Raw genomic sequence first — 18,608 nt, forward strand, 5'->3', positions numbered from 1 at the left:
CTTATTTATAATGCACTACGGGTACTAGTTACTAATGCCTAAACAGTAAATCTAATCCACTTGTCTCCCTCGTAGCCAAAAATAAAATGCCCTGGGTGTATCATTTCGGCAATATCTTCTACCAAAGCTACCGCTTCTTCTGGTTTTAATAAGCGATAATCATCAGCCAGAAGACAAACCCTGTTAAACTTTACAGCGGGCCATGCCTCATTAAGTAGCACAGGCACTTTCCGCATCAAATCGTCTAACAAATTCGTTTCCTCATGAAAAACCACATAAACGGCTTCCATAGGCTCGGTAGTTACCGCAGCTCCGCCCAACTTGGCAATTGCCGAAAGCTCAAGACGTGGCTTTCCGTTGGAATCTAAAAAGCAAACCGGAACTTTGTCCATGAACTTAATCTTATGTTCAACAATAGCTAAACGCTCCAACAATTCCTCACGCAGTGCTGCATTATTTTCGGTATTTATAAGTTCATTTAAAGACGACATCTGAATTATTTTATTAATTTGTACACAAAAATAGTATTTCCCTTTTCGATGCGCACCATTAAGCTTAATATATTTTGTTTTTGTTGTTTCATTATCCTGTTTTCTTGTAAAGAGAACCAGCACAACAACAAAAAAGTATTCAATATCAACCTAGATCAAAATCTCACTTCGCTAGACCCAGCATTTGCTCGCAACCAAAATGCCATTTGGATGATGAACCAAATTTTCAATGGCTTAGTACAGATAGATTCGGCCCTTAATACCATTCCCTGCATTGCCAAAACATGGCAAATTTCTAATGACGGACTCGTCTATACCTTTAATTTACGTAACGATGTTTTTTTTCAGGACGATGCCCTTTTTAAAAACGGCAAAGGCAGAAAAGTGGTAGCCGAAGATTTTGTATATAGTTTTAACCGGCTAATCGACCCAAAGGTAGCCTCGTCTGGAGGATGGATTTTTAGCGACAAAGTAAAAGATGCCAGTAGTTTTATAGCGTTAAATGATAGCACTTTTCAAATTAAATTACTTAAACCGTTTCCTACTTTTATAAGTTTACTTACCGCACAATACTGCTTTGTGGTTCCCAAAGAGGTAGTAGAACACTATGGTAAAGATTTTAGAAACCATCCGGTAGGTACCGGCCCTTTTAAATTTAAGTATTGGAAAGAAGATGAAGTGCTGGTACTACTTAAAAATGATAATTACTTTGAAAAAGATAGTACTGGCCATAAACTGCCTTACTTAGACGCCGTAAAAGTTAGTTTTATTAACGATAAACAGAGCGCTTTTATGAATTTCCTTAAAAAAGATCTTGATTTTTTTAACAGTGTTGACGGGAGTTACAGAGATGATATTTTAACGAAAAGTGGCAAAATGACCAGTAAATACAAAAATAAATTTCAACTGATCAAAGGCCCATACCTGTGTACCGAGTATGTTGGTATCTTAGTTGATCCGGATAAGGAAATCGTTAAAAATTCGCCATTGCGGTTTAAAAAAGTTAGACAGGCCATTAATTACGCTATTGATAGAGAGAAACTAATTAAATACTTGCGTAATAGCATTGGCACACCGGCAACTTCGGGCTTTATACCTAGGGGCATGCCCGGTTTTGATAGCACAAAGGTGAAAGGCTACGACTACAATCCAGCGCTAGCTGCCAAATTACTTGCCGAAGCTGGTTATCCAAACGGTAAAGGAATGCCTACCATTAAATTAAGCACTTCTACTACTTACAAAGATTTAATTGAATTTATACAGGGCGAACTTGCAAACATTGGCATAAAAGCTAAGGTAGATGTTAGCCCAAGTGCCAGCTTACGAGATTTGATGGCAAAAAATGAAGTTGTTTTTTTTAGGGGCTCATGGATTGCCGACTATGCCGATGGCGAAAACTACCTCTCGGTATTCTATTCTAAAAACAAGGTTCCTTTTGGCCCTAACTACACCGGTTATTTTAATAAAGAGTTTGATCGACTTTTCGAACAAAGTTATTACGAGAACAATCCTCAAAAACGTTTTGAACTCTATCATAAAATGGACAACATGGTATTAGAGCATGCTTCTGTAGTGCCGATTTTATACGACCAATCGGTAGTAATGCTACAGAACAACATTAGCGGATACAACAACAATCCGTTAAGCTTAATGATTTTAAAGGGAGTTAAAAAAGATTAACAGTTTATTGTTTCACGATATTCTTGTTGTAGTGCTAATAAACATTTGGCGCATAAACAGCCATCGTAAAGCTCGCTAACGTATTGCACTTCATTAATTGTTAATTGTACCACGCTGCATTGACATTTGGTATAAGCATTTGCTTTACACTCAATAGGAGTGCCACATCGCTCGCAAGCTATGATTTCGTGTTTGCTATGGGTGAATAATTTGTTCATTAATTCATTGTGTTCATTAGTTCCCTTGAAGTTGCCGATTAAAACTAATGCCAAATGAACTAATAAACTAAAAGCAAAAATACATCCAAAAAGTAAGGTTCTGAACTTTATATCCAGAACCTTAAATATTATTGCTTTAAGATTGCTTCATCGTTAGCCCCCCTTTAGGGGATTTAGGGGATTTACCCCGAACAGCTAATGCAACCTTCTTCCATAGTACAAACTGGTCCGTCTATAATTTCCTCTGCAACTTGATTTTGAGGAATATTAGCAGGAATTACCGCCTCAATAGCTTTACCACCTTGGTTCTCCACGGTAAATTTAACCGCTTGCGAAGCCGCTTGTGTACGCAGGTAGTACATACCTGTTTTCAAGCCTTTTTTCCAAGCATAGAAATGCATTGATGTTAGTTTTGAAGTATTTGGCGCATTGATAAACAAGTTTAACGATTGAGATTGGCAAATGTACGCACCTCTATCGGCCGACATGTCGATGATGTTCTTCATCTTAATTTCCCAAACTGTTTTGTACAGTTCTTTAATATAATCTGGAATTTCTGCAATGTCTTGGATAGAGCCGTTAGCCAAGATAATTCTATCTTTCATTTGCGGGTTCCACAAACCTAAAGCAACTAAATCTTTCAGCAAGTGCTTATTCACTACAATAAATTCGCCACTTAATACACGTCGTGTATAGATATTTGAAGTGTAAGGTTCGAAACACTCGTTGTTACCCAAAATTTGAGAAGTTGAAGCGGTAGGCATTGGCGCCACTAACAAGGAGTTGTACACCCCTTTTTTAACTACACGCTTTCTCAAGCTTTCCCAATCCCAACGGTTACTGTCTGGGGTAACATTCCATAAGTCAAACTGGAACTGGCCTTTTGATAATGGCGAACCTTTGAACGTTTTGTAAGCACCATGCTTCTCTGCTAAATCTGCCGAAGCAGTCATGGCGGCAAAATAAATGGTTTCGAAAATATCCTTATTCAACTTTTTAGCAGCATCACTTTCAAAAGGATAACGCATTAAAATAAATGCATCTGCCAAACCTTGCACCCCTAATCCAATTGGACGGTGACGCAAGTTGGAGTTTGCTGCCTCTGGCACCGGATAATAGTTATGATCGATGATTTTATTCAAGTTCAATGCTGCTTGATAAGTTACATCGTATAGCTTTTGGTGATCAAACTCGCCATTAATTACAAAACGAGGTAATGCTAACGAAGCTAAGTTACAAACTGCCACTTCGTCTTTAGAAGTGTACTCGATAATTTCGGTACATAAGTTAGATGACTTAATTGTACCCAAGTTTTGTTGGTTCGATTTCGCATTGGCCGCATCTTTGTACAACAAATAAGGCGTTCCAGTTTCAATTTGCGAATCTAAAATGGCAAACCAAAGCTCTTGTGCTTTAACTACTTTACGAGCTCTGCCTTCTTGTTCATATTTCACATAAAGCTTATTAAACTCTTCGCTGTGGCAATCTGCTAAGCCTGGTGCTTCGTCTGGCGAGAATAAGCTCCAATCGCCATTTTCTTCTACACGTTGCATAAACAAATCGTTAATCCAAAGTGCGTAGAACAAATCACGGGCACGCATTTCTTCCTTACCATGGTTTTTACGCAGGTCTAAAAATTCAAAAACATCAGCATGCCAAGGCTCTAAATAAATTGCAAAGGCACCTTTACGTTTACCACCACCTTGATCTACGTAACGAGCAGTATCGTTAAATACGCGTAGCATTGGCACAATACCATTACTGGTGCCGTTGGTACCGCCAATGTAAGCGCCCGTAGCACGAATGTTGTGAATGCTTAAACCAATACCGCCAGCGCTTTGAGAAATCTTAGCGGTTTGTTTTAAAGTATCGTAAATACCTTCAATGCTGTCGTCTTGCATGGTTAACAAGAAACACGATGACATTTGAGGTTTTGGCGTAGCTGCATTAAATAACGTAGGTGTTGCATGGGTAAACCAACGCTCGCTCATTAAGTTATAAGTTGCTATTGCACTTTCGATATCTTCTTTATGGATGCCCACAGCAACACGCATAAACAAATGTTGCGGACGCTCTACAATTTTGCCGTTAACCTTTAGCAGGTAAGATTTTTCTAAGGTTTTGAAACCGAAGTAATCGAAACCAAAATCCCTATCGTAGATAATGGTACTGTCTAAAATTTCTGCATTATCTTGAATAACTTTCCAAATATCATCGGCAATTAAAGCAGAATCTTTCCCTGTTTTTGGATCAATGTAATTATACAACTGCTCCATGGTTTTAGAAAAAGATTTTAAGGTATTTTTATGCAAGTTAGATACGGCAATACGCGAAGCCAACAAGGCATAGTCGGGATGTTTTGTAGTTAAAGACGCTGCCGTTTCTGCTGCTAAATTATCTAGCTCTGATGTGGTTACCCCATCATACAATCCTTCAATTACTTTTCTAGCAACATCAATAGGATCTACCAATTCAGCATTAAAACCATAGCACAGCTTCTCTATCCGAGCTGTAATCTTATCAAATTTTACCGCTTCTTTACGGCCATCTCTTTTTATTACAAACATCCTTACAAAATTTAATTATTGAATTTTGAATGAGTAAATGATAGAATATTCGCAAAGCATGGCCTATTCTATCACTCAATCATTTTATAATTTTATCATTATTCTCTAAAAGTCTTCATCCAATGAAAAAGCCTGTGCTTTATCTTCCGAAGAAGTTAACACGCCACTTTTTTGGTAATCGCCCACGCGTTTTTCAAAGAAATTAGTTTTACCTTGTAGCGAAATCATTTCCATAAAATCGAATGGGTTGGTAGCGTTATAAACTTTTGAGTAGCCAAGTTCAGCCAACCATCTATCGGCAACAAACTCTATGTATTGCTTCATCAAATCTGCATTCATCCCAATTAGTTTAACTGGTAAAGCATCGGTGATGAAATCTTTCTCAATTTCTACTGCATCTTTAATGATGGTATGTACCTGCTCTTCGCTCAGCTTGTTTTGCAACATACTGTACAGCAAGCAGGCAAATTCGCAGTGCGAACCCTCGTCTCTAGAAATTAATTCGTTACTGAAAGTTAAACCTGGCATTAAGCCACGTTTTTTTAGCCAGAAAATAGAACAGAAACTACCGCTGAAGAAAATACCTTCTACCGCGGCAAAAGCTACCAAGCGTTCGGCAAATGTTCCATTATCGATCCAGCGCAATGCCCATTCTGCTTTTTTCTTAACCGCAGGAACAGTTTCGATAGCATGGAACAGCCTATCTTTCTCTTCTGGGTCTTTTACATAAGTATCAATTAACAAGGCATAAGTCTCCGAGTGGATATTTTCCATCATGATCTGGAAACCATAATAGCAACGTGCTTCAGGAATTTGAACTTCGCTCATGAAGTTTACCGCTAAGTTTTCATTTACAATGCCATCACTTGCCGCAAAAAATGCCAAAATGTGCGAAATGAAATGACGCTCGCCACTGTTCAGGTTTTCCCAGTGTTTAATATCGTCAGACAAGTCAATTTCTTCTGCAGTCCAAAAACTAGCTTCACTCTTTTTGTACATTTCCCAAATAGCCGGAAACTTAATAGGCAAAAGCACAAAACGATCTTTGTTTTCTCTTAGTAATAATTCATCTTCCATGATCACTCTTTTTACATTCTTTTAAATACCGTTACAGCAAACACATTACTTTAGTTCTCTCGCTAAATTAAACCGTCTAAAAGGCCTTACTTAGACTACATTGAAAAAAAAGTTAAAAAAATCCTCTTTTCAATACGCTAAACAACAATTAGTTAAACAATAATTTAGGTGTTTTCTATTAAAGAACTCTGTATAACAAATATAAAAGTAAAGGCATTTTTTACGGCTTAAAGTTGTTAACATGCAACCCGTCAAGTGTCGATATCTATAAGAAATTAGAGAAGAAAGGGGTAGAAAAAAAGCTAATCATTTCTTTTTTAGCGCTTAGAGAATCTAAAAAAGTGTTAGTAATTTAAAAATAAGACTGAAAGTCTTTGGAATGAAATTCTATGCTATAATTTCACTTTAGCACATAGGAGATTTCTACTTTTGCATAGCCTAAACGATAAATGCCTAAGGCTTTAGCGGCCGATCTGGAGATATCTAAAGAGAATTTTTTGCTAAAAGGCCCTCTATCGTTTATTCTTACTTCAATGGTTTTGTCCGTGCGAAGGTTTCTTACTTTAACGAGGGTACCAAAAGGAAGGGTGCGGTGTGCAGCAGTAAATTTAGCTCCCCTATAACGTTCGCCACTAGTTGTTTTTCTACCTTCGAACTTTTTGGCATAGTAGGTAGTATAAATAGTTTTTTTTATCGTGTCGGCAGCTTTTATAACCTGTCCTTGCGATTTTGCTGCAACCGTTATCAAACTCAAGACCAAGAACAACAATATCCTCATATTACGGATCTTTTAAGGTATAATTTATTTATCCCTATTATTTGATGGGCTTCAAATATAATAAAAGCTTGTTTTAAAAAACAAAAGCCCCGAATTAAATTCGAGGCTTTAAGTTTCTATAAGCTAAAATTACTCCGCTACTACTTCGAAAGGAACTTTTACTTTAACTTCTTTGTGTAAGTTTAAGTTTGCTACATATTCGCCTAAAGTTTTAGGCTCAGTTTCAAAAGTAATACGACGACGATCAACTTCAAAACCTTTAGCTTTTAATGCGTCGGCCACTTGGATAGTGTTAACCGCACCAAAGATTTTTCCTGTTTCGCCTGCTTTAGCACCAATGCTTAATTTAACATCAGCTAATTGAGCGGCTACGCCTTCAGCATCTTTCTTAATTTTATCTTGTTTAAAAGCAGCTTGCTTTAAGTTTTCTGCTAATACTTTTTTTGCAGAAGGCGTTGCCAAAATTGCAAAACCTTGTGGAATTAAGTAATTACGACCAAAACCAGGTTTTACCGTAACGATATCATCTTTCTCACCTAGTGATTTGATATCTTGCTTTAAAATAATTTCCATTGCTCAGCTCCTATTTTAATTGGTCAGTAACGAAAGGCAACAAACCGATGTGACGAGCACGTTTTACCGCTTGAGCCACTTTACGTTGAAACTTCAAAGAAGTACCAGTTAAACGACGAGGTAAAATTTTACCTTGCTCGTTAACGAACTTCAACAAAAAGTTTGCGTCTTTATAATCAATGTATTTGATACCGTTTTTCTTGAAACGGCAATATTTTTTCCTGTTATCCTCCACTTTTGGAGCAGTAACATATTGAATTTGATCTCTTGCCATTACGCTGAAGCCTCCTCTTTCTTAGGTTTTTTGTTAAATGCACCACTGCGTTTTTTCTCGCTGTATGCAATTGCATGACGATCTAATCTCACAGTTAAGAAACGTAAAACACGCTCATCGCGTTTTAATTCTAGCTCTAACTTGCTTACTAATCCACCGTCAGCTTTATATTCTGTAAGGTGGAAGAATCCGTTTGCTTTTTTGTCAATCGGATACGCTAATTTTCTCAAACCCCAATTATCTTCGGCGATAATTTCGGCTCCGTTATCTTTAATGATGGCTGTAAATTTCGCTAACGCTTCTTTTGCAGCTTCTTCAGATAACAACGGGGTAAGAACGATAACAGTTTCGTACTGATTCATTGTTGTATTTAATTAATTTTTTAATTTATTCCCGCATAAATCGGGCTGCAAATGTAAGAATATATTTCTATAAATCAAACCGTTGTTCTATAAAAACATAAAGCTTATTGCGCAATTACTTTACAATACGATATAAGTAGATTACAAAATCTAGAAAAACCCTTACCAATTTAAAAGACTTACGAAACATTTGATGTCGTTTTCCGCAAAAAGAATGCTTTTAATGGATTATTAAAATACCGCTTTCATGGTATTTTAACAACAAACATCCCTAAATCTATCTTTTTTTTCCACAGATAACATATTGCACTCGGTAACTATCAAAATTTGCTTATTTTCGTGGCAATGGAAAATTTTATTGTTTCTGCCCGTAAATACCGTCCAGCTACGTTCGAAACCGTAGTTGGCCAGCAACATATTACCGGAACTTTAAAAAACGCTATTAAAAACAACCAACTGGCGCAAGCTTTTTTGTTTTGTGGACCACGCGGCGTAGGCAAAACAACCTGTGCCCGTATCTTAGCAAAAACCATTAACTGCACCAGTTTAACTGCCGAACAAGAAGCCTGTGGCACTTGCGAAAGTTGCCAATCTTTCCAATCGGGACATTCTTTTAACTTTCATGAACTAGATGCTGCCTCGAACAACTCTGTTGATGACATTAGAAGCTTGATTGAACAAGTAAGAATACCGCCACAAGCAGGCAAGTATAAAATCTACATCATAGATGAGGTTCACATGCTTTCTACCAGTGCGTTTAACGCATTTTTAAAAACGCTAGAAGAACCACCTCCCTATGCTATCTTTATTTTAGCTACTACAGAAAAGCATAAGATCTTGCCAACTATTTTATCTCGTTGCCAGATTTTTGATTTTAACAGAATACAGGTTGATGACATAGCTAACCACCTGGCTAAAATTGCCGAAAGAGAAAGCATTGCTACCGATAATGATGGTTTGCATATCATCGCTCAAAAAGCTGATGGCGGTTTGCGTGATGCGCTTTCGATGTTTGATCAAATTGTTAGCTACACCAATAGAAATGTAACCTACAAAGCAGTAATTGCCAATCTGAACATTTTAGATTACGACTACTATTTTAAACTTACCGATTTTTTAACCGGTGGCGATGTAAGTAATACACTACTACTTTTCAATGAAATATTGAACAACGGCTTTGACGGCAACAATTTTATTAACGGTTTAGCTGGCCACTTTAGAAATTTATTGGTAGGCAAAGACAACCAAACCATACAGCTGTTAGAAGTTAGCGAAAACATTAAGCAGAAATACTTAGCGCAAAGCAACAGCGCAAATTTAGGTTTTATTTTAACGGCACTAAACCTAGCTAACCAGTGTGATCTTAATTACAAAAACAGTAAAAACCAACGATTGCAGGTAGAACTGGCATTGATTAAAATGTGCCATATCCCCGCTGTAATTCAACTCGCTAATACCGCAACTGACCAAGATCAGGATAAAAAAAAAACTTTAGTTAGTTCTAAAGAAGCTGAAAGCTTAAAGACAAAAGACCAAAGCGAAACAAAAGCCGAAAGCCCTAAAATTTCCGCAGCTTCGGCCGTAAAAGAACCAACAACACCCGTTGCTGTAGCCCAACAAACGCCACAAACAACTCAGCCGAAAGTGGAATCTCCTAAAGTTAATACACCACCTGCCTCGCCAATTAAGATACAGCCTTTAACCAAAGGCACTTCAGGTTCTTTAATCCCTTCGTTAACCGATTTAGCTAGCGGCATTAATCTCGATGGCGAAGACAAAGGCCCGCAGTATATAAAAGGCAACCAAAAACAAGAATTTACAGAAGAGCAGTTTTTAAGCTATTGGCAGCAATATGCCCAAAAAGCTAAAGAAGAAGACAAAATACAGCTATATACCTTATTAACTAGCAGCGAGCCCATCATAAACGGAGTACACATTACCGTTTTAGTAGAAAATGCCCCTTTAGAAAGCACACTACAAACCGAAAAAATAGAACTGCTAAATTTCTTACGGGGCAATCTTAGCAACTTTGATATTCAATTATTTTCTAAAAGAATAGAGCCCAAACAAAGCGACAGAATTTACACCAACAAAGATAAATACGTCTATTTGGTCGAAAAAAATCCACAACTAGAAGAATTTTGTAAACGTTTTAATTTAGACCTATTACCTTAAAACTGGCAAAATTACAAAGCCAAAATGCTTTTTCCTACTGTGCAGCTTACCATTCCCATAAAAAGCCTGCTGTAAAGGTCCTTCTATTTATTACAACTGTCTAGGTATTATACAAAAAAATCATAATGTACCAGACCAAACTAAAATTACGTAAACATCCTGTCGTTTTTTCAAATACAGCAAATAGTGTAAATTACTCTTTTAGATATTTTTTAATAGGATTAACGAGCTTACTCTTATCCCTAAGTTTCAGTGCCAAAGCGCAATGGAAAAACCCTACGGATAATTGGAAAACTTTAGGCCCGCCTAAAGGCTCATTATTGGTGGTTGGTGGCGCATCAGTGCCTGCTATATTCAAACACTTTATTGAAATGGTTGGAGACCCTGAAGCATTAATTGTAATGATTCCAACAGCAGGCGATGTATTAGATGAAAACAATACCGCCTATCCAGCACTGGTAAAAGCAGGAGCCAAAAACATTGTAATACTACACACCAACAACCGCGACGAAGCCAATACCGAAGAGTTTATAGCACCGTTGTTAAAAGCCAAAGCCGTGTATATTGCGGGAGGTTTCCAAAAACGTTTAGCAAAAGCCTATTTAAACACGCGAACGCATCAAGCCATGTTCGATGTATTGGCTCGTGGAGGAGTAGTTGCTGGAAGTTCGGCTGGCGCCTCTATACAGGGTTCATTTTTATATGGTGGTGGCGAAGAAAAGGTAGGACTAGGCTTTATTAAGGATTCGGCCATTGGGCAACACTATGTACGAAGAAACAGAATGGGCAGCGTAGCCAAAATTTTAAATGCTGAGCCTAAACTATTAGGCATTGGCATTGATGAAGCAACCGCTATTGAAGTAAAAGGCAACGAGTTTGAGGTAATAGGCGACAGCAAAGTGGCTATTTACGATGCTTCACTTAAGGGCTGGCCAAAACCTAAAGCCCAATACTATTTATTTCCGGGTGATAAATTCGACATGCGTTCGCGAAAAGTTACCCACCAAGCACAACCCTTGGCCAATGATTTATGGGACGATGCGAACAAAAAATGGAAAGATCCATCTGCTAATTGGGAAACTATAGGCCCGCCTGAAGGAAAATTGCTCATTTACGGAGACAAAGAAGTTTCTGATGATATGTTAAAACACTTTCTAAAATCAGAAACAACTACCCAACCCGCTATTGTTGTACTTTCTACAGGCAATGAAACTAAAAGAGCTAAAAACGAAGAAACGGTAAATAAACTTAAAAAATTAGGGGCTACCAACGTTACCTTTTTACATTCAATTAATAACAACGAAGCCAATTCCAAATCGTTTACAACAGCTTTAAGAACCGCAACAGCAGTTTGGATTTGCGATAGTGAAAAATGGCAACTAGCAGACACCTACTTAAACTCGCTATTACACAAAGAACTTTTTGATGTATTAAAACGTAACGGCACTATTGCAGGCATGGGCTCTGGAGCAGCCATCATGGCTTCTCGTTTATTTGGCGACCCAGAAAACTACCGTTGGAACAAAGGCTATGGCCTGGTTCGTAACACCATGATATTTGACGCCCCACTTACCAATAAGTTCTTAAAAAGTATGAAGAACGTACAACAAAAGAGCCCAAATTTATTAGGCGTAGGCATAACGAAAGGCGCTATCGTGGAAATCAAAAAAGGTGACATTGAAGTTTCAGGAAAGGGAAATGTGATGCTTTACAAAGCTGCTGAAGATAAACCCGTAATAATAGCACCCGGTAAAAAACAAACAATCAATGATTAAATTGATATAAAATTCAGCTCTCCTTTTCTAATTACGTGGTACGGGGCAACTTTACTTTAGCCAAAAACTATTGTTTAAAATTGCACCGTACCTTTTTTATTTAAAATAGCCATTAGCTAGGTAAATTATTCTTAGGGTATCCTTCCTCATCCAAATCATCCCTAAAATCCTCAGCAGTTTTAGCCAATAGCTTATCAGCAGGATCTAACCGCACACTCTCGCCAGTTTCGTCAATATGCATCGCGTTTCCACCAATCTGCTCATCAAGTTGTGCATCTTCATCATATTCATTTCCCACATACGGGTTCGACTCGTCGTAAGTAGAAATACTATCTTCCCCGTTTGGCGCCGAAGTATCATAAGGCAGCGGATGGTCATAATCTTTATCCTCATCCCTTACATCAAACTCGAAGCTGTTTTTATGCTTATCAAAAGAAAGTTCGTTAAAATCTTTGGTTTCGCCTAAGTTGCTAGCATGCAGCTTATCTTTAGCTGGTTTTTGATTTTCCATGGTTCTACTTTTTAATCTATAGAGAAACCAGTTTCGTTTCGCTTTTGTTTTTAATTTGCAGTTAAAATAAAACTACTTTATTATTAAATTGAAGAGCAATGGAAATGCTACTAGGCTCCAACAGTCCTGCTTTCACTCCTAGTCCCTCCTGCTGTCGGGAGCTAATCCGTTCAATCAGGTCTAATTTACAAAATTAAGTGCAACAAATTTCCAAATTACCGCCCTTATTTCTTCCAAAAAAGAGCTATACAATTTATTAACGTCTGATAAGTAACGAAGAACATTGCATTATGCTGTAAAAATGAGACCTTAATTTTTGTTTTTATTTGTATTAATTCTAAATAATATTAATTTTGCAGGAACAACTTAGTTAACAATGCAAAAGACCAAAGAATTATCACTTCCTGTTGCCTCATTCGAAGAAGTATTCGCTACCAAAAGTGGTGCTATTTTTCAATCAGACTCGGAGAAATGCTGGTATATTGATTTTGCAGGCAAGTTGGCTCGTTTCGACTACAGAAATCTATTAAAACTAAAAAAAGCCGTTTACAACATAAATATCGAAGAGAAACTATTGAGCAGCGACAAATCTGCCGATGTAGAAATTATCTTCATTTGTGCTTGCGACCATTCTTACGTGCTTTCTTTATTAGAGCTTATTAAGTTAAAAGAAATCTTACAGGGCACTTTCGTCATGCTAGAGCTCAACCACATCATCCACGACCGTCTGTTTCGTATCATCGCCTAAACTAAGACTTAGACTCGTTCCGAATTACTAATATTTTCTTTTACAGAACATTATCGCTGTAACTTTGTAATGTTCTAACAAAGGAGATTTTTAACATGAAAGATATAATGAGAGTTAAATGTTCTATTTCTGAGGATGTAGAGACATTAATTAACCAACAAATAAAAAAGGAAGCTCATTCGTCTGCTATTTATTTAGGAATGGCTTCGTGGTGCGCTAGAAATGGTTACGAGGGTGCTGCAGCTTATTTCTTTAAGCAAGCAGACGAAGAAAGAGACCACCAAATGAAGTTCTTTAAATATGTGCTTGATATGGGTGGTAATGCCGTTACACCAGAAATAAGCAACATTAAACAAGAATACAACTCATTTAGAGAAGTGTTTGAAGAAGCTTTGGAGCAAGAAATAAGCGTAACCCAATCTATTAAAAACATAGCCGCTCGTTGCCAAAAAGAAAACGATTTTTTAACCTTAGATTTCTTAAACTGGTTCTTTAAAGAGCAACGTGAAGAAGAAATTAAAGCACGTAGAGCTGTAGAATTGTTCGACGTAATTGGTGAAGAAGGCACTGGCAGGTGGCAAATTGACAAAGCTGTGGGGGCTATTTCTTACAACAGCGAGGCATAAATAAAAGTAGAAAGTAGCGCTTAGCGAAATCCCAAGTATTCGGGATAAAAATTACAATAACCTACTAATTAAGAAACAATAATTGAAAGGTGTGTACAACAAGTATGCACCTTTTTTGTTTAATTTTAGGGGATAAGTAAGCCACAAATACACAGGTAAAATATCATGTAAACCCTACATCTGTGGCTAAAATATCAATATGTCTAAAAAAGATAAAAAGAAAAAAGGTTCGAAACAGGATAAAAAAGACAAAAAGAAGAAAGACTGTTGCGAAAAATACCTAAGGGCCAAACGATGCAAGAATTGCCCTTTGGGATAAGCCATCGGTTTGTGCACTTTGTATCTTTTTAATTTGCCTTACATGGCGCTCGGTATGCGTTATTAAAAAACAAAGTACATCGCCAAGTTTCAGTTTTACCAATTTAGCAATTGAAATAGCAATCTTTGTTTTATTGAGATCTACCCCCGAAAATGCTTTTATACATCTTAGCATACGCTCTTGCTGACTGATAAATTCGGCCACCTCAGCATAAACATCTGCTACTATTGGCTGATGTTGCTTAGCCGCTTTATAGCGTTTGTTACTTTTACCCACATCCATCATATTCACAAAATAAGTACCCAACCAACTTGACGTGTAAGCCTGTGTCGAAAATTCGATAGGTTTTTCTAAAATTGCTTCCATTTTAGGCAAATAATAATTACCGTAAGAGTTAAGATGCGATAATACTTGTGCTATGCTCCAACTATCTTTACTGGCAGAAAAACTCAACATAGGTTGGTCTAAATTTTGATATTCCTTTATCGCTTTTTCCAAAATTGTTTCTGTTCTTTGATAAAGGTCTGCGATAAATGCTTTTTTGTCTATTGCACTCATAATGTTGTATCATTTAATGATGCAAAATTAAAGCCTCATTGAAAGATAAATATTGGTATTTACCAAGATTAAATTTTTACGCTATTCATCAGTTTGCTGAAATTGGTAGCATCGATACCGAGATAACTTGCCAAATATTTATGAGGTACCAAAGTAAGAATATGTGGACTTCGAGCTAATAATGTTCTAAATTTTTCTTCCGAAGACATCAGTTGCAACTCTACTAATCTATCCAAAACTCCTCCCAAAGCTTGGCTCACTCCTATGTTAATCATCGATGCAATTTCTGGGTTTCTATGCATTAGCCTCTTAACTTCTGTTATTGGAGCCCTCAGAAAACTGGACGGAGTTAAGGTTTCATAATAGTATTTAGATTTCTGCGAAGTCATCATCGCATCCAATACACCACCAAAAGATGGGGCATAGGTAAAAATTAAAGTTGCTTCTTTCCCTTCATTATTTAAAGCATACACTCGTTGAACACCTTCCAAAACAAAGTACAAATATTTCTCTTGTTCGCCCTCTTGGGTTAACAATTCTTTTCTTACCGCACTAAAAGAAGACCAAATCGAAACAAATTCGGCAACACTCTTGTCCGGTAAAACAAAATGCTCTTTAACGAATTGCGCTAAGTGCTGAAAACTGTCTTCTTGCATAGGCTTACTTTAGTGCTTCCCACAAAATTTCTACCGGATGCTTTGCTATTCTTTCTGTTCCATCCTTAATTTGATGCCTACAGCTTGTTCCCGCAGCGGCAATTATGGTATCTGCTGCCGCATTTCTCACCTCGGGCAATAGCACCAACTCTCCTACTTGCATCGAAACTTCGTAGTGCTCTTTTTCGTAACCAAACGAGCCCGCCATACCGCAACAGCCTGATGGTATCATTTCTACCTTGTAATTGGCAGGCATTTCCAATATTTTCTCTGTTGGTGTAAGTGCATTTAAAGACTTTTGATAACAGTGACCGTGTAATTTCACCAATTGATAATCGGAAGTAAATTGATTAGCACTGATTTTATTAGCTTCAAATTCTTGTAGCAAGAACTCTTCTATTAAGAAAGCATTTTGTGCTAGGTTTTTCGCTTTTTGCACCAAATGAGCATCGACCAATTCTGGATATTCATCTCTAAAGGTAAGTAAAGCAGATGGCTCGACACCCAATAATGGCTCATTGGCATTGACCAAATCGGCCAATAAACTTACATTTTTATTTGCTAGGGCTTTGGCATCACGTAACAAACCTTTAGACAAATAGGTCCTACCACTTTCTTCGTGCTGAGGGATGACAACTTCATAGCCTAACTTTTCTAAAAGCTGAATCGCCGTTATCCCAATCTCCACATCGTTATAATTGGTAAATTCATCGCAAAACAGGTAAACTTTTTTCTCTCTAACTTGCGAAGCTTGCATTTTATCATGTCGTTTTTTCCAGCTACGCAAAGTTGTTTTTCCAACTTTTGGCAACGATCTCTCTGGTGCAAAACCAATTACTTTTTTAATTAGCTTACTGGTAAAATTGTATGAAATTAAAGCATTATAAATGGCGGGAAAAATTGCGCCCAAAGCTTGCGATTTGGTAAAATTGGCAATTACTCGGGTACGGAAAGGGATGCCATTGGCGTCGTAGTAATGCTGTAAAAATTCGGCTTTCATCTTTGCCACATCTACACTAGACGGGCATTCTGATTTACAAGCCTTACAACTCAAGCACAAATCCATCACCTCTTTAATTTCGTTGTGATTGAAAGGATTATCGCCTTGCGAATTGGTTAAAAACTGACGTAAAATATTAGCCCTTGCCCTGGTGGTATCTTTCTCTTGTCGGGTCGCCATGTAAGATGGACACATGGTACCGCCGCTCACATGCGTTTTCCTACAATCGCCCGAACCAGAACATTTTTCGGCCAGCCTTAAAATACTTTCACTCTTAGAGAAATCGAAAATAGTTTTGATAGGCTTAATTTTCTTATCGGTTTCGTAACGCAAAAATTCGTTCATTGGTGGCGTATCTACAATCTTATTGGCATTGAAAACACCAAGCGGATCGAATAGCTGCTTTACTTCCTTTAAAAGTCCGTACACTTTTTCGCCCAATACATCCTTAATAAATTCTCCACGTAAACGACCATCGCCATGCTCGCCACTTAAAGAACCCTGGTGTTTTTTAACCAAAGCAGCTGTTTCCTTTAAAACCGTTCTAAAAAGCTCCTTTCCTGCCGAAGTCTTTAGGTTAATCATTGGTTCTACATGTAGTTCTCCTGCACCGGCATGCGCATAATACGACGCTTTTAAATTGTACTTATCTAATATTTCTTTAAGTTCTTCAATGTAAGCTGGTAAATCTTCTGGCGCAACGGCACAATCTTCAATTAGGTTTACGGGCTGGTTGTCTCCTGGCAAGTTTCTAATTAAGCCTAAACCTGCTTTACGTACATCCCAAGCTAATTTAGCTTGCGCACCGTAAACTACCGGATAGGCATAGCCCAAACCGGCTAATTTCAAATCTGCAATTAAGGCTGTTGTCTTAACATCTAACTCTTGTTGTGTTTCGGCAAAAAACTCTACCATTAATAATGCTTCGGGCTCGCCTTCTATAAAAAAACGGTTATGTTGATAAACGGCATGGCCTTTGGTAAAGTCCATAATGTACTTATCTACCAACTCCGAAGCCATTGGTTGATGTTTCAAGATGACAATATTCGTCAAAAGCGATTCTGCCAGTGAATTGAAATGTACACAAACCAGTGCATCTTTTTTAGGCGGCAGCGGCAATAGTTTCAGCTTTGCTTCGGTGATAAAAACCAATGTTCCTTCCGAACCTGCTACCAGCTGGCACATATTAAAATTTTCTTTCCCTTCCTCTGGAATTAGGAAATCTAATGCGTATCCCGTATTTCTTCTGGTAAGCGTCTTTTTTGGGTAGCCTTTTTCTATCGCATCGATATTATCGGGATTGCTTACCATTTCAGAAATCCCTTGGTAAATTACACCTTCTAAGCTGTTTAGTTTTGCTTTTTCTGCTACTTCGGCTAAGTTGAGGTTACCGAACACTACCTCCTGTCCGTTGCTTAAATATCCTTTCACCTCTAGCAAATTCTGTCTGGTATCACCCCAAACAATAGAATGCAAACCGCAAGAGTTATTGCCAATCATTCCGCCAATCATCGCCCTATTGGCAGTAGAAGTTTCTGGACCAAACATCAAACCGAAGGGGCGTAATGCCACATTCAAATCGTCCCTAATTACACCCGGTTGCACCCTCACGTACTGTTCTTCTGCATTAATCTCCAATATCTGATTGAAGTATTTAGAAATATCAACAATAACTCCGTTGCCAACTACTTGCCCGGCCAAAGAAGTACCGGCAGCTCTTGGAATAAGCGTTAAACGGTGTTCGTTTGCAAAAGCGATAAGGCTCTTGATGTCCTCAGTTGTTTGTGGCACAGCTACCGCCAAAGGCTTTTCTTGATAAACCGAAGCATCAGTAGAATAAACTAATTTCTGCGCTTCGTGTTCTGGTGAATTGTCGAAAAAGAGCTCTCCGTTAAGGCAAGCACTTAAAGTTTCGAAAAATGGGGAAAGATTACGATGATTTAACACACAGTAAAATTAATAAAATTACTTGCGCTTTCTACAACAAAAAACCGCAAATATTGACGCAATGCCGGAATTAAATTCAAAATTAACACAAACGTTTGTTTTATTCGGCTTTTGAAAGTCAGCCTAAATTTGATTAAAATTTAGGCTGGCTAGGTGATGTAACAGTAAAAATAAGACACTACACCTTTCAAAAAAATATGTTTGCCTATAATTTTTATTAAACAATAGCACGCAAACGTTTGATTGATACACGTTTTTTTAAACTTTAATTTG

At 37.7% G+C, this 18,608-nt stretch carries 17 protein-coding genes; 5 read left to right on the forward strand and 12 right to left on the reverse strand.

The annotated features are described in order from the left end of the window. Positions 1-38: 38 nt before the first annotated feature. Entirely contained in the window at positions 39-491 is a 453-nt protein-coding gene (locus B3I52_RS04815) for a hypothetical protein (RefSeq protein WP_293299315.1), read from the reverse strand. Between the two features lie 210 nt (positions 492-701). On the opposite strand from B3I52_RS04815, the gene B3I52_RS04820 reads away from it, so the two are divergent. Beyond that, positions 702-2,171 (forward strand): ABC transporter substrate-binding protein, encoded by a 1,470-nt coding sequence (locus B3I52_RS04820; protein WP_293299316.1) that lies wholly within the window; start codon positions 702-704, stop codon positions 2,169-2,171. Here B3I52_RS04820 and B3I52_RS04825 read toward each other — a convergent pair. The 7 genes from B3I52_RS04825 to rpsF form a co-directional block, all read right to left on the reverse strand. Then, positions 2,168-2,389: a cysteine-rich CWC family protein gene (locus B3I52_RS04825; protein WP_293299317.1), complete on the reverse strand. Its 222-nt coding sequence runs from the start codon at positions 2,387-2,389 to the stop codon at positions 2,168-2,170. The two genes, B3I52_RS04820 and B3I52_RS04825, sit on opposite strands and share 4 nt — an antisense overlap. A 182-nt stretch (positions 2,390-2,571) precedes the next feature. Further along, complete coding sequence (locus B3I52_RS04830; protein WP_293299318.1) at positions 2,572-4,956, reverse strand: ribonucleoside-diphosphate reductase subunit alpha; 2,385 nt, start codon at positions 4,954-4,956, stop codon at positions 2,572-2,574. 105 nt (positions 4,957-5,061) lie between these two features. Continuing rightward, positions 5,062-6,033 carry a ribonucleoside-diphosphate reductase small subunit gene (locus tag B3I52_RS04835; RefSeq protein ID WP_293299319.1) on the reverse strand — a complete coding sequence of 324 codons (972 nt, stop codon included), beginning with the start codon at positions 6,031-6,033 and terminating at the stop codon, positions 5,062-5,064. A gap of 400 nt (positions 6,034-6,433) precedes the next feature. Next, positions 6,434-6,811, reverse strand: coding sequence for a septal ring lytic transglycosylase RlpA family protein (locus B3I52_RS04840; protein ID WP_293299320.1), 378 nt, complete (start codon positions 6,809-6,811; stop codon positions 6,434-6,436). Between the two features lie 129 nt (positions 6,812-6,940). After that, on the reverse strand, positions 6,941-7,384 hold the full coding sequence (rplI, locus tag B3I52_RS04845; RefSeq protein WP_293299321.1) for a 50S ribosomal protein L9: 444 nt from the start codon (positions 7,382-7,384) through the stop codon (positions 6,941-6,943). 10 nt (positions 7,385-7,394) lie between these two features. Then, positions 7,395-7,658 (reverse strand): 30S ribosomal protein S18, encoded by a 264-nt coding sequence (gene rpsR / locus B3I52_RS04850; RefSeq protein ID WP_097132857.1) that lies wholly within the window; start codon positions 7,656-7,658, stop codon positions 7,395-7,397. Further along, the gene (rpsF, locus tag B3I52_RS04855) at positions 7,658-8,020 is read right to left on the reverse strand and encodes a 30S ribosomal protein S6 (RefSeq protein ID WP_293299322.1); all 363 of its coding nucleotides are present in this window, start codon (positions 8,018-8,020) and stop codon (positions 7,658-7,660) included. The genes rpsR and rpsF overlap by 1 nt, the downstream gene beginning before the upstream one ends. 345 nt (positions 8,021-8,365) lie before the next feature. On the opposite strand from rpsF, the gene B3I52_RS04860 reads away from it, so the two are divergent. Both B3I52_RS04860 and B3I52_RS04865 read left to right on the forward strand, forming a co-directional pair. Further along, a complete protein-coding gene (locus B3I52_RS04860; protein ID WP_293299323.1) occupies positions 8,366-10,195 on the forward strand; it encodes a DNA polymerase III subunit gamma/tau in 1,830 nt (609 codons plus the stop codon). Between the two features lie 125 nt (positions 10,196-10,320). Next, on the forward strand, positions 10,321-11,970 hold the full coding sequence (locus tag B3I52_RS04865) for a Type 1 glutamine amidotransferase-like domain-containing protein (protein WP_293299324.1): 1,650 nt from the start codon (positions 10,321-10,323) through the stop codon (positions 11,968-11,970). Positions 11,971-12,082: 112 nt separating this feature from the next. Here the strand turns inward: B3I52_RS04865 and B3I52_RS04870 are convergent, their stop codons facing one another. Further along, positions 12,083-12,481 carry a hypothetical protein gene (locus tag B3I52_RS04870; protein WP_293299325.1) on the reverse strand — a complete coding sequence of 133 codons (399 nt, stop codon included), beginning with the start codon at positions 12,479-12,481 and terminating at the stop codon, positions 12,083-12,085. A gap of 376 nt (positions 12,482-12,857) precedes the next feature. Here B3I52_RS04870 and B3I52_RS04875 point away from each other — a divergent pair, with 376 nt between their 5' ends. Both B3I52_RS04875 and B3I52_RS04880 read left to right on the forward strand, forming a co-directional pair. Next, positions 12,858-13,229, forward strand: a complete 372-nt coding sequence (locus B3I52_RS04875; RefSeq protein WP_293299326.1) for a hypothetical protein — start codon at positions 12,858-12,860, stop codon at positions 13,227-13,229. Between the two features lie 95 nt (positions 13,230-13,324). After that, positions 13,325-13,855 carry a ferritin gene (locus B3I52_RS04880; protein WP_293299327.1) on the forward strand — a complete coding sequence of 177 codons (531 nt, stop codon included), beginning with the start codon at positions 13,325-13,327 and terminating at the stop codon, positions 13,853-13,855. A gap of 280 nt (positions 13,856-14,135) precedes the next feature. Here the strand turns inward: B3I52_RS04880 and B3I52_RS04885 are convergent, their stop codons facing one another. The 3 genes from B3I52_RS04885 to B3I52_RS04895 all read right to left on the reverse strand — a co-directional run bounded on the left by B3I52_RS04885 (position 14,136) and on the right by B3I52_RS04895 (position 18,335). Beyond that, entirely contained in the window at positions 14,136-14,732 is a 597-nt protein-coding gene (locus B3I52_RS04885) for a DinB family protein (RefSeq protein ID WP_293299328.1), read from the reverse strand. 68 nt (positions 14,733-14,800) lie between these two features. Next, entirely contained in the window at positions 14,801-15,388 is a 588-nt protein-coding gene (locus tag B3I52_RS04890; protein WP_293299329.1) for a Crp/Fnr family transcriptional regulator, read from the reverse strand. 4 nt (positions 15,389-15,392) lie between these two features. Next, entirely contained in the window at positions 15,393-18,335 is a 2,943-nt protein-coding gene (locus B3I52_RS04895) for an FAD-binding and (Fe-S)-binding domain-containing protein (RefSeq protein WP_293299330.1), read from the reverse strand. Between the last annotated feature and the right edge of the window lie 273 nt (positions 18,336-18,608).

The organism is Pedobacter sp. UBA4863 (assembly GCF_002399615.1).
Classification (GTDB): Bacteria; Bacteroidota; Bacteroidia; order Sphingobacteriales; family Sphingobacteriaceae; genus Pedobacter.

Bases quoted from the DNA above. Each gene is read 5' to 3' on its own strand.
- B3I52_RS04840 (WP_293299320.1), bottom strand. From the start codon at position 6,811: ATGAGGATATTGTTGTTCTTGGTCTTGAGTTTGATAACGGTTGCAGCA.
- B3I52_RS04885 (WP_293299328.1), bottom strand. From the start codon at position 14,732: ATGAGTGCAATAGACAAAAAAGCATTTATCGCAGACCTTTATCAAAGA.
- B3I52_RS04820 (WP_293299316.1), top strand. From the start codon at position 702: ATGATGAACCAAATTTTCAATGGCTTAGTACAGATAGATTCGGCCCTT.
- B3I52_RS04860 (WP_293299323.1), top strand. From the start codon at position 8,366: ATGGAAAATTTTATTGTTTCTGCCCGTAAATACCGTCCAGCTACGTTC.
- rplI (WP_293299321.1), bottom strand. From the start codon at position 7,384: ATGGAAATTATTTTAAAGCAAGATATCAAATCACTAGGTGAGAAAGAT.
- B3I52_RS04865 (WP_293299324.1), top strand. From the start codon at position 10,321: ATGTACCAGACCAAACTAAAATTACGTAAACATCCTGTCGTTTTTTCA.
- B3I52_RS04890 (WP_293299329.1), bottom strand. From the start codon at position 15,388: ATGCAAGAAGACAGTTTTCAGCACTTAGCGCAATTCGTTAAAGAGCAT.
- B3I52_RS04880 (WP_293299327.1), top strand. From the start codon at position 13,325: ATGAAAGATATAATGAGAGTTAAATGTTCTATTTCTGAGGATGTAGAG.
- B3I52_RS04830 (WP_293299318.1), bottom strand. From the start codon at position 4,956: ATGTTTGTAATAAAAAGAGATGGCCGTAAAGAAGCGGTAAAATTTGAT.
- B3I52_RS04815 (WP_293299315.1), bottom strand. From the start codon at position 491: ATGTCGTCTTTAAATGAACTTATAAATACCGAAAATAATGCAGCACTG.
- B3I52_RS04870 (WP_293299325.1), bottom strand. From the start codon at position 12,481: ATGGAAAATCAAAAACCAGCTAAAGATAAGCTGCATGCTAGCAACTTA.
- B3I52_RS04875 (WP_293299326.1), top strand. From the start codon at position 12,858: ATGCAAAAGACCAAAGAATTATCACTTCCTGTTGCCTCATTCGAAGAA.
- B3I52_RS04835 (WP_293299319.1), bottom strand. From the start codon at position 6,033: ATGGAAGATGAATTATTACTAAGAGAAAACAAAGATCGTTTTGTGCTT.
- rpsF (WP_293299322.1), bottom strand. From the start codon at position 8,020: ATGAATCAGTACGAAACTGTTATCGTTCTTACCCCGTTGTTATCTGAA.
- rpsR (WP_097132857.1), bottom strand. From the start codon at position 7,658: ATGGCAAGAGATCAAATTCAATATGTTACTGCTCCAAAAGTGGAGGAT.
- B3I52_RS04825 (WP_293299317.1), bottom strand. From the start codon at position 2,389: ATGAACAAATTATTCACCCATAGCAAACACGAAATCATAGCTTGCGAG.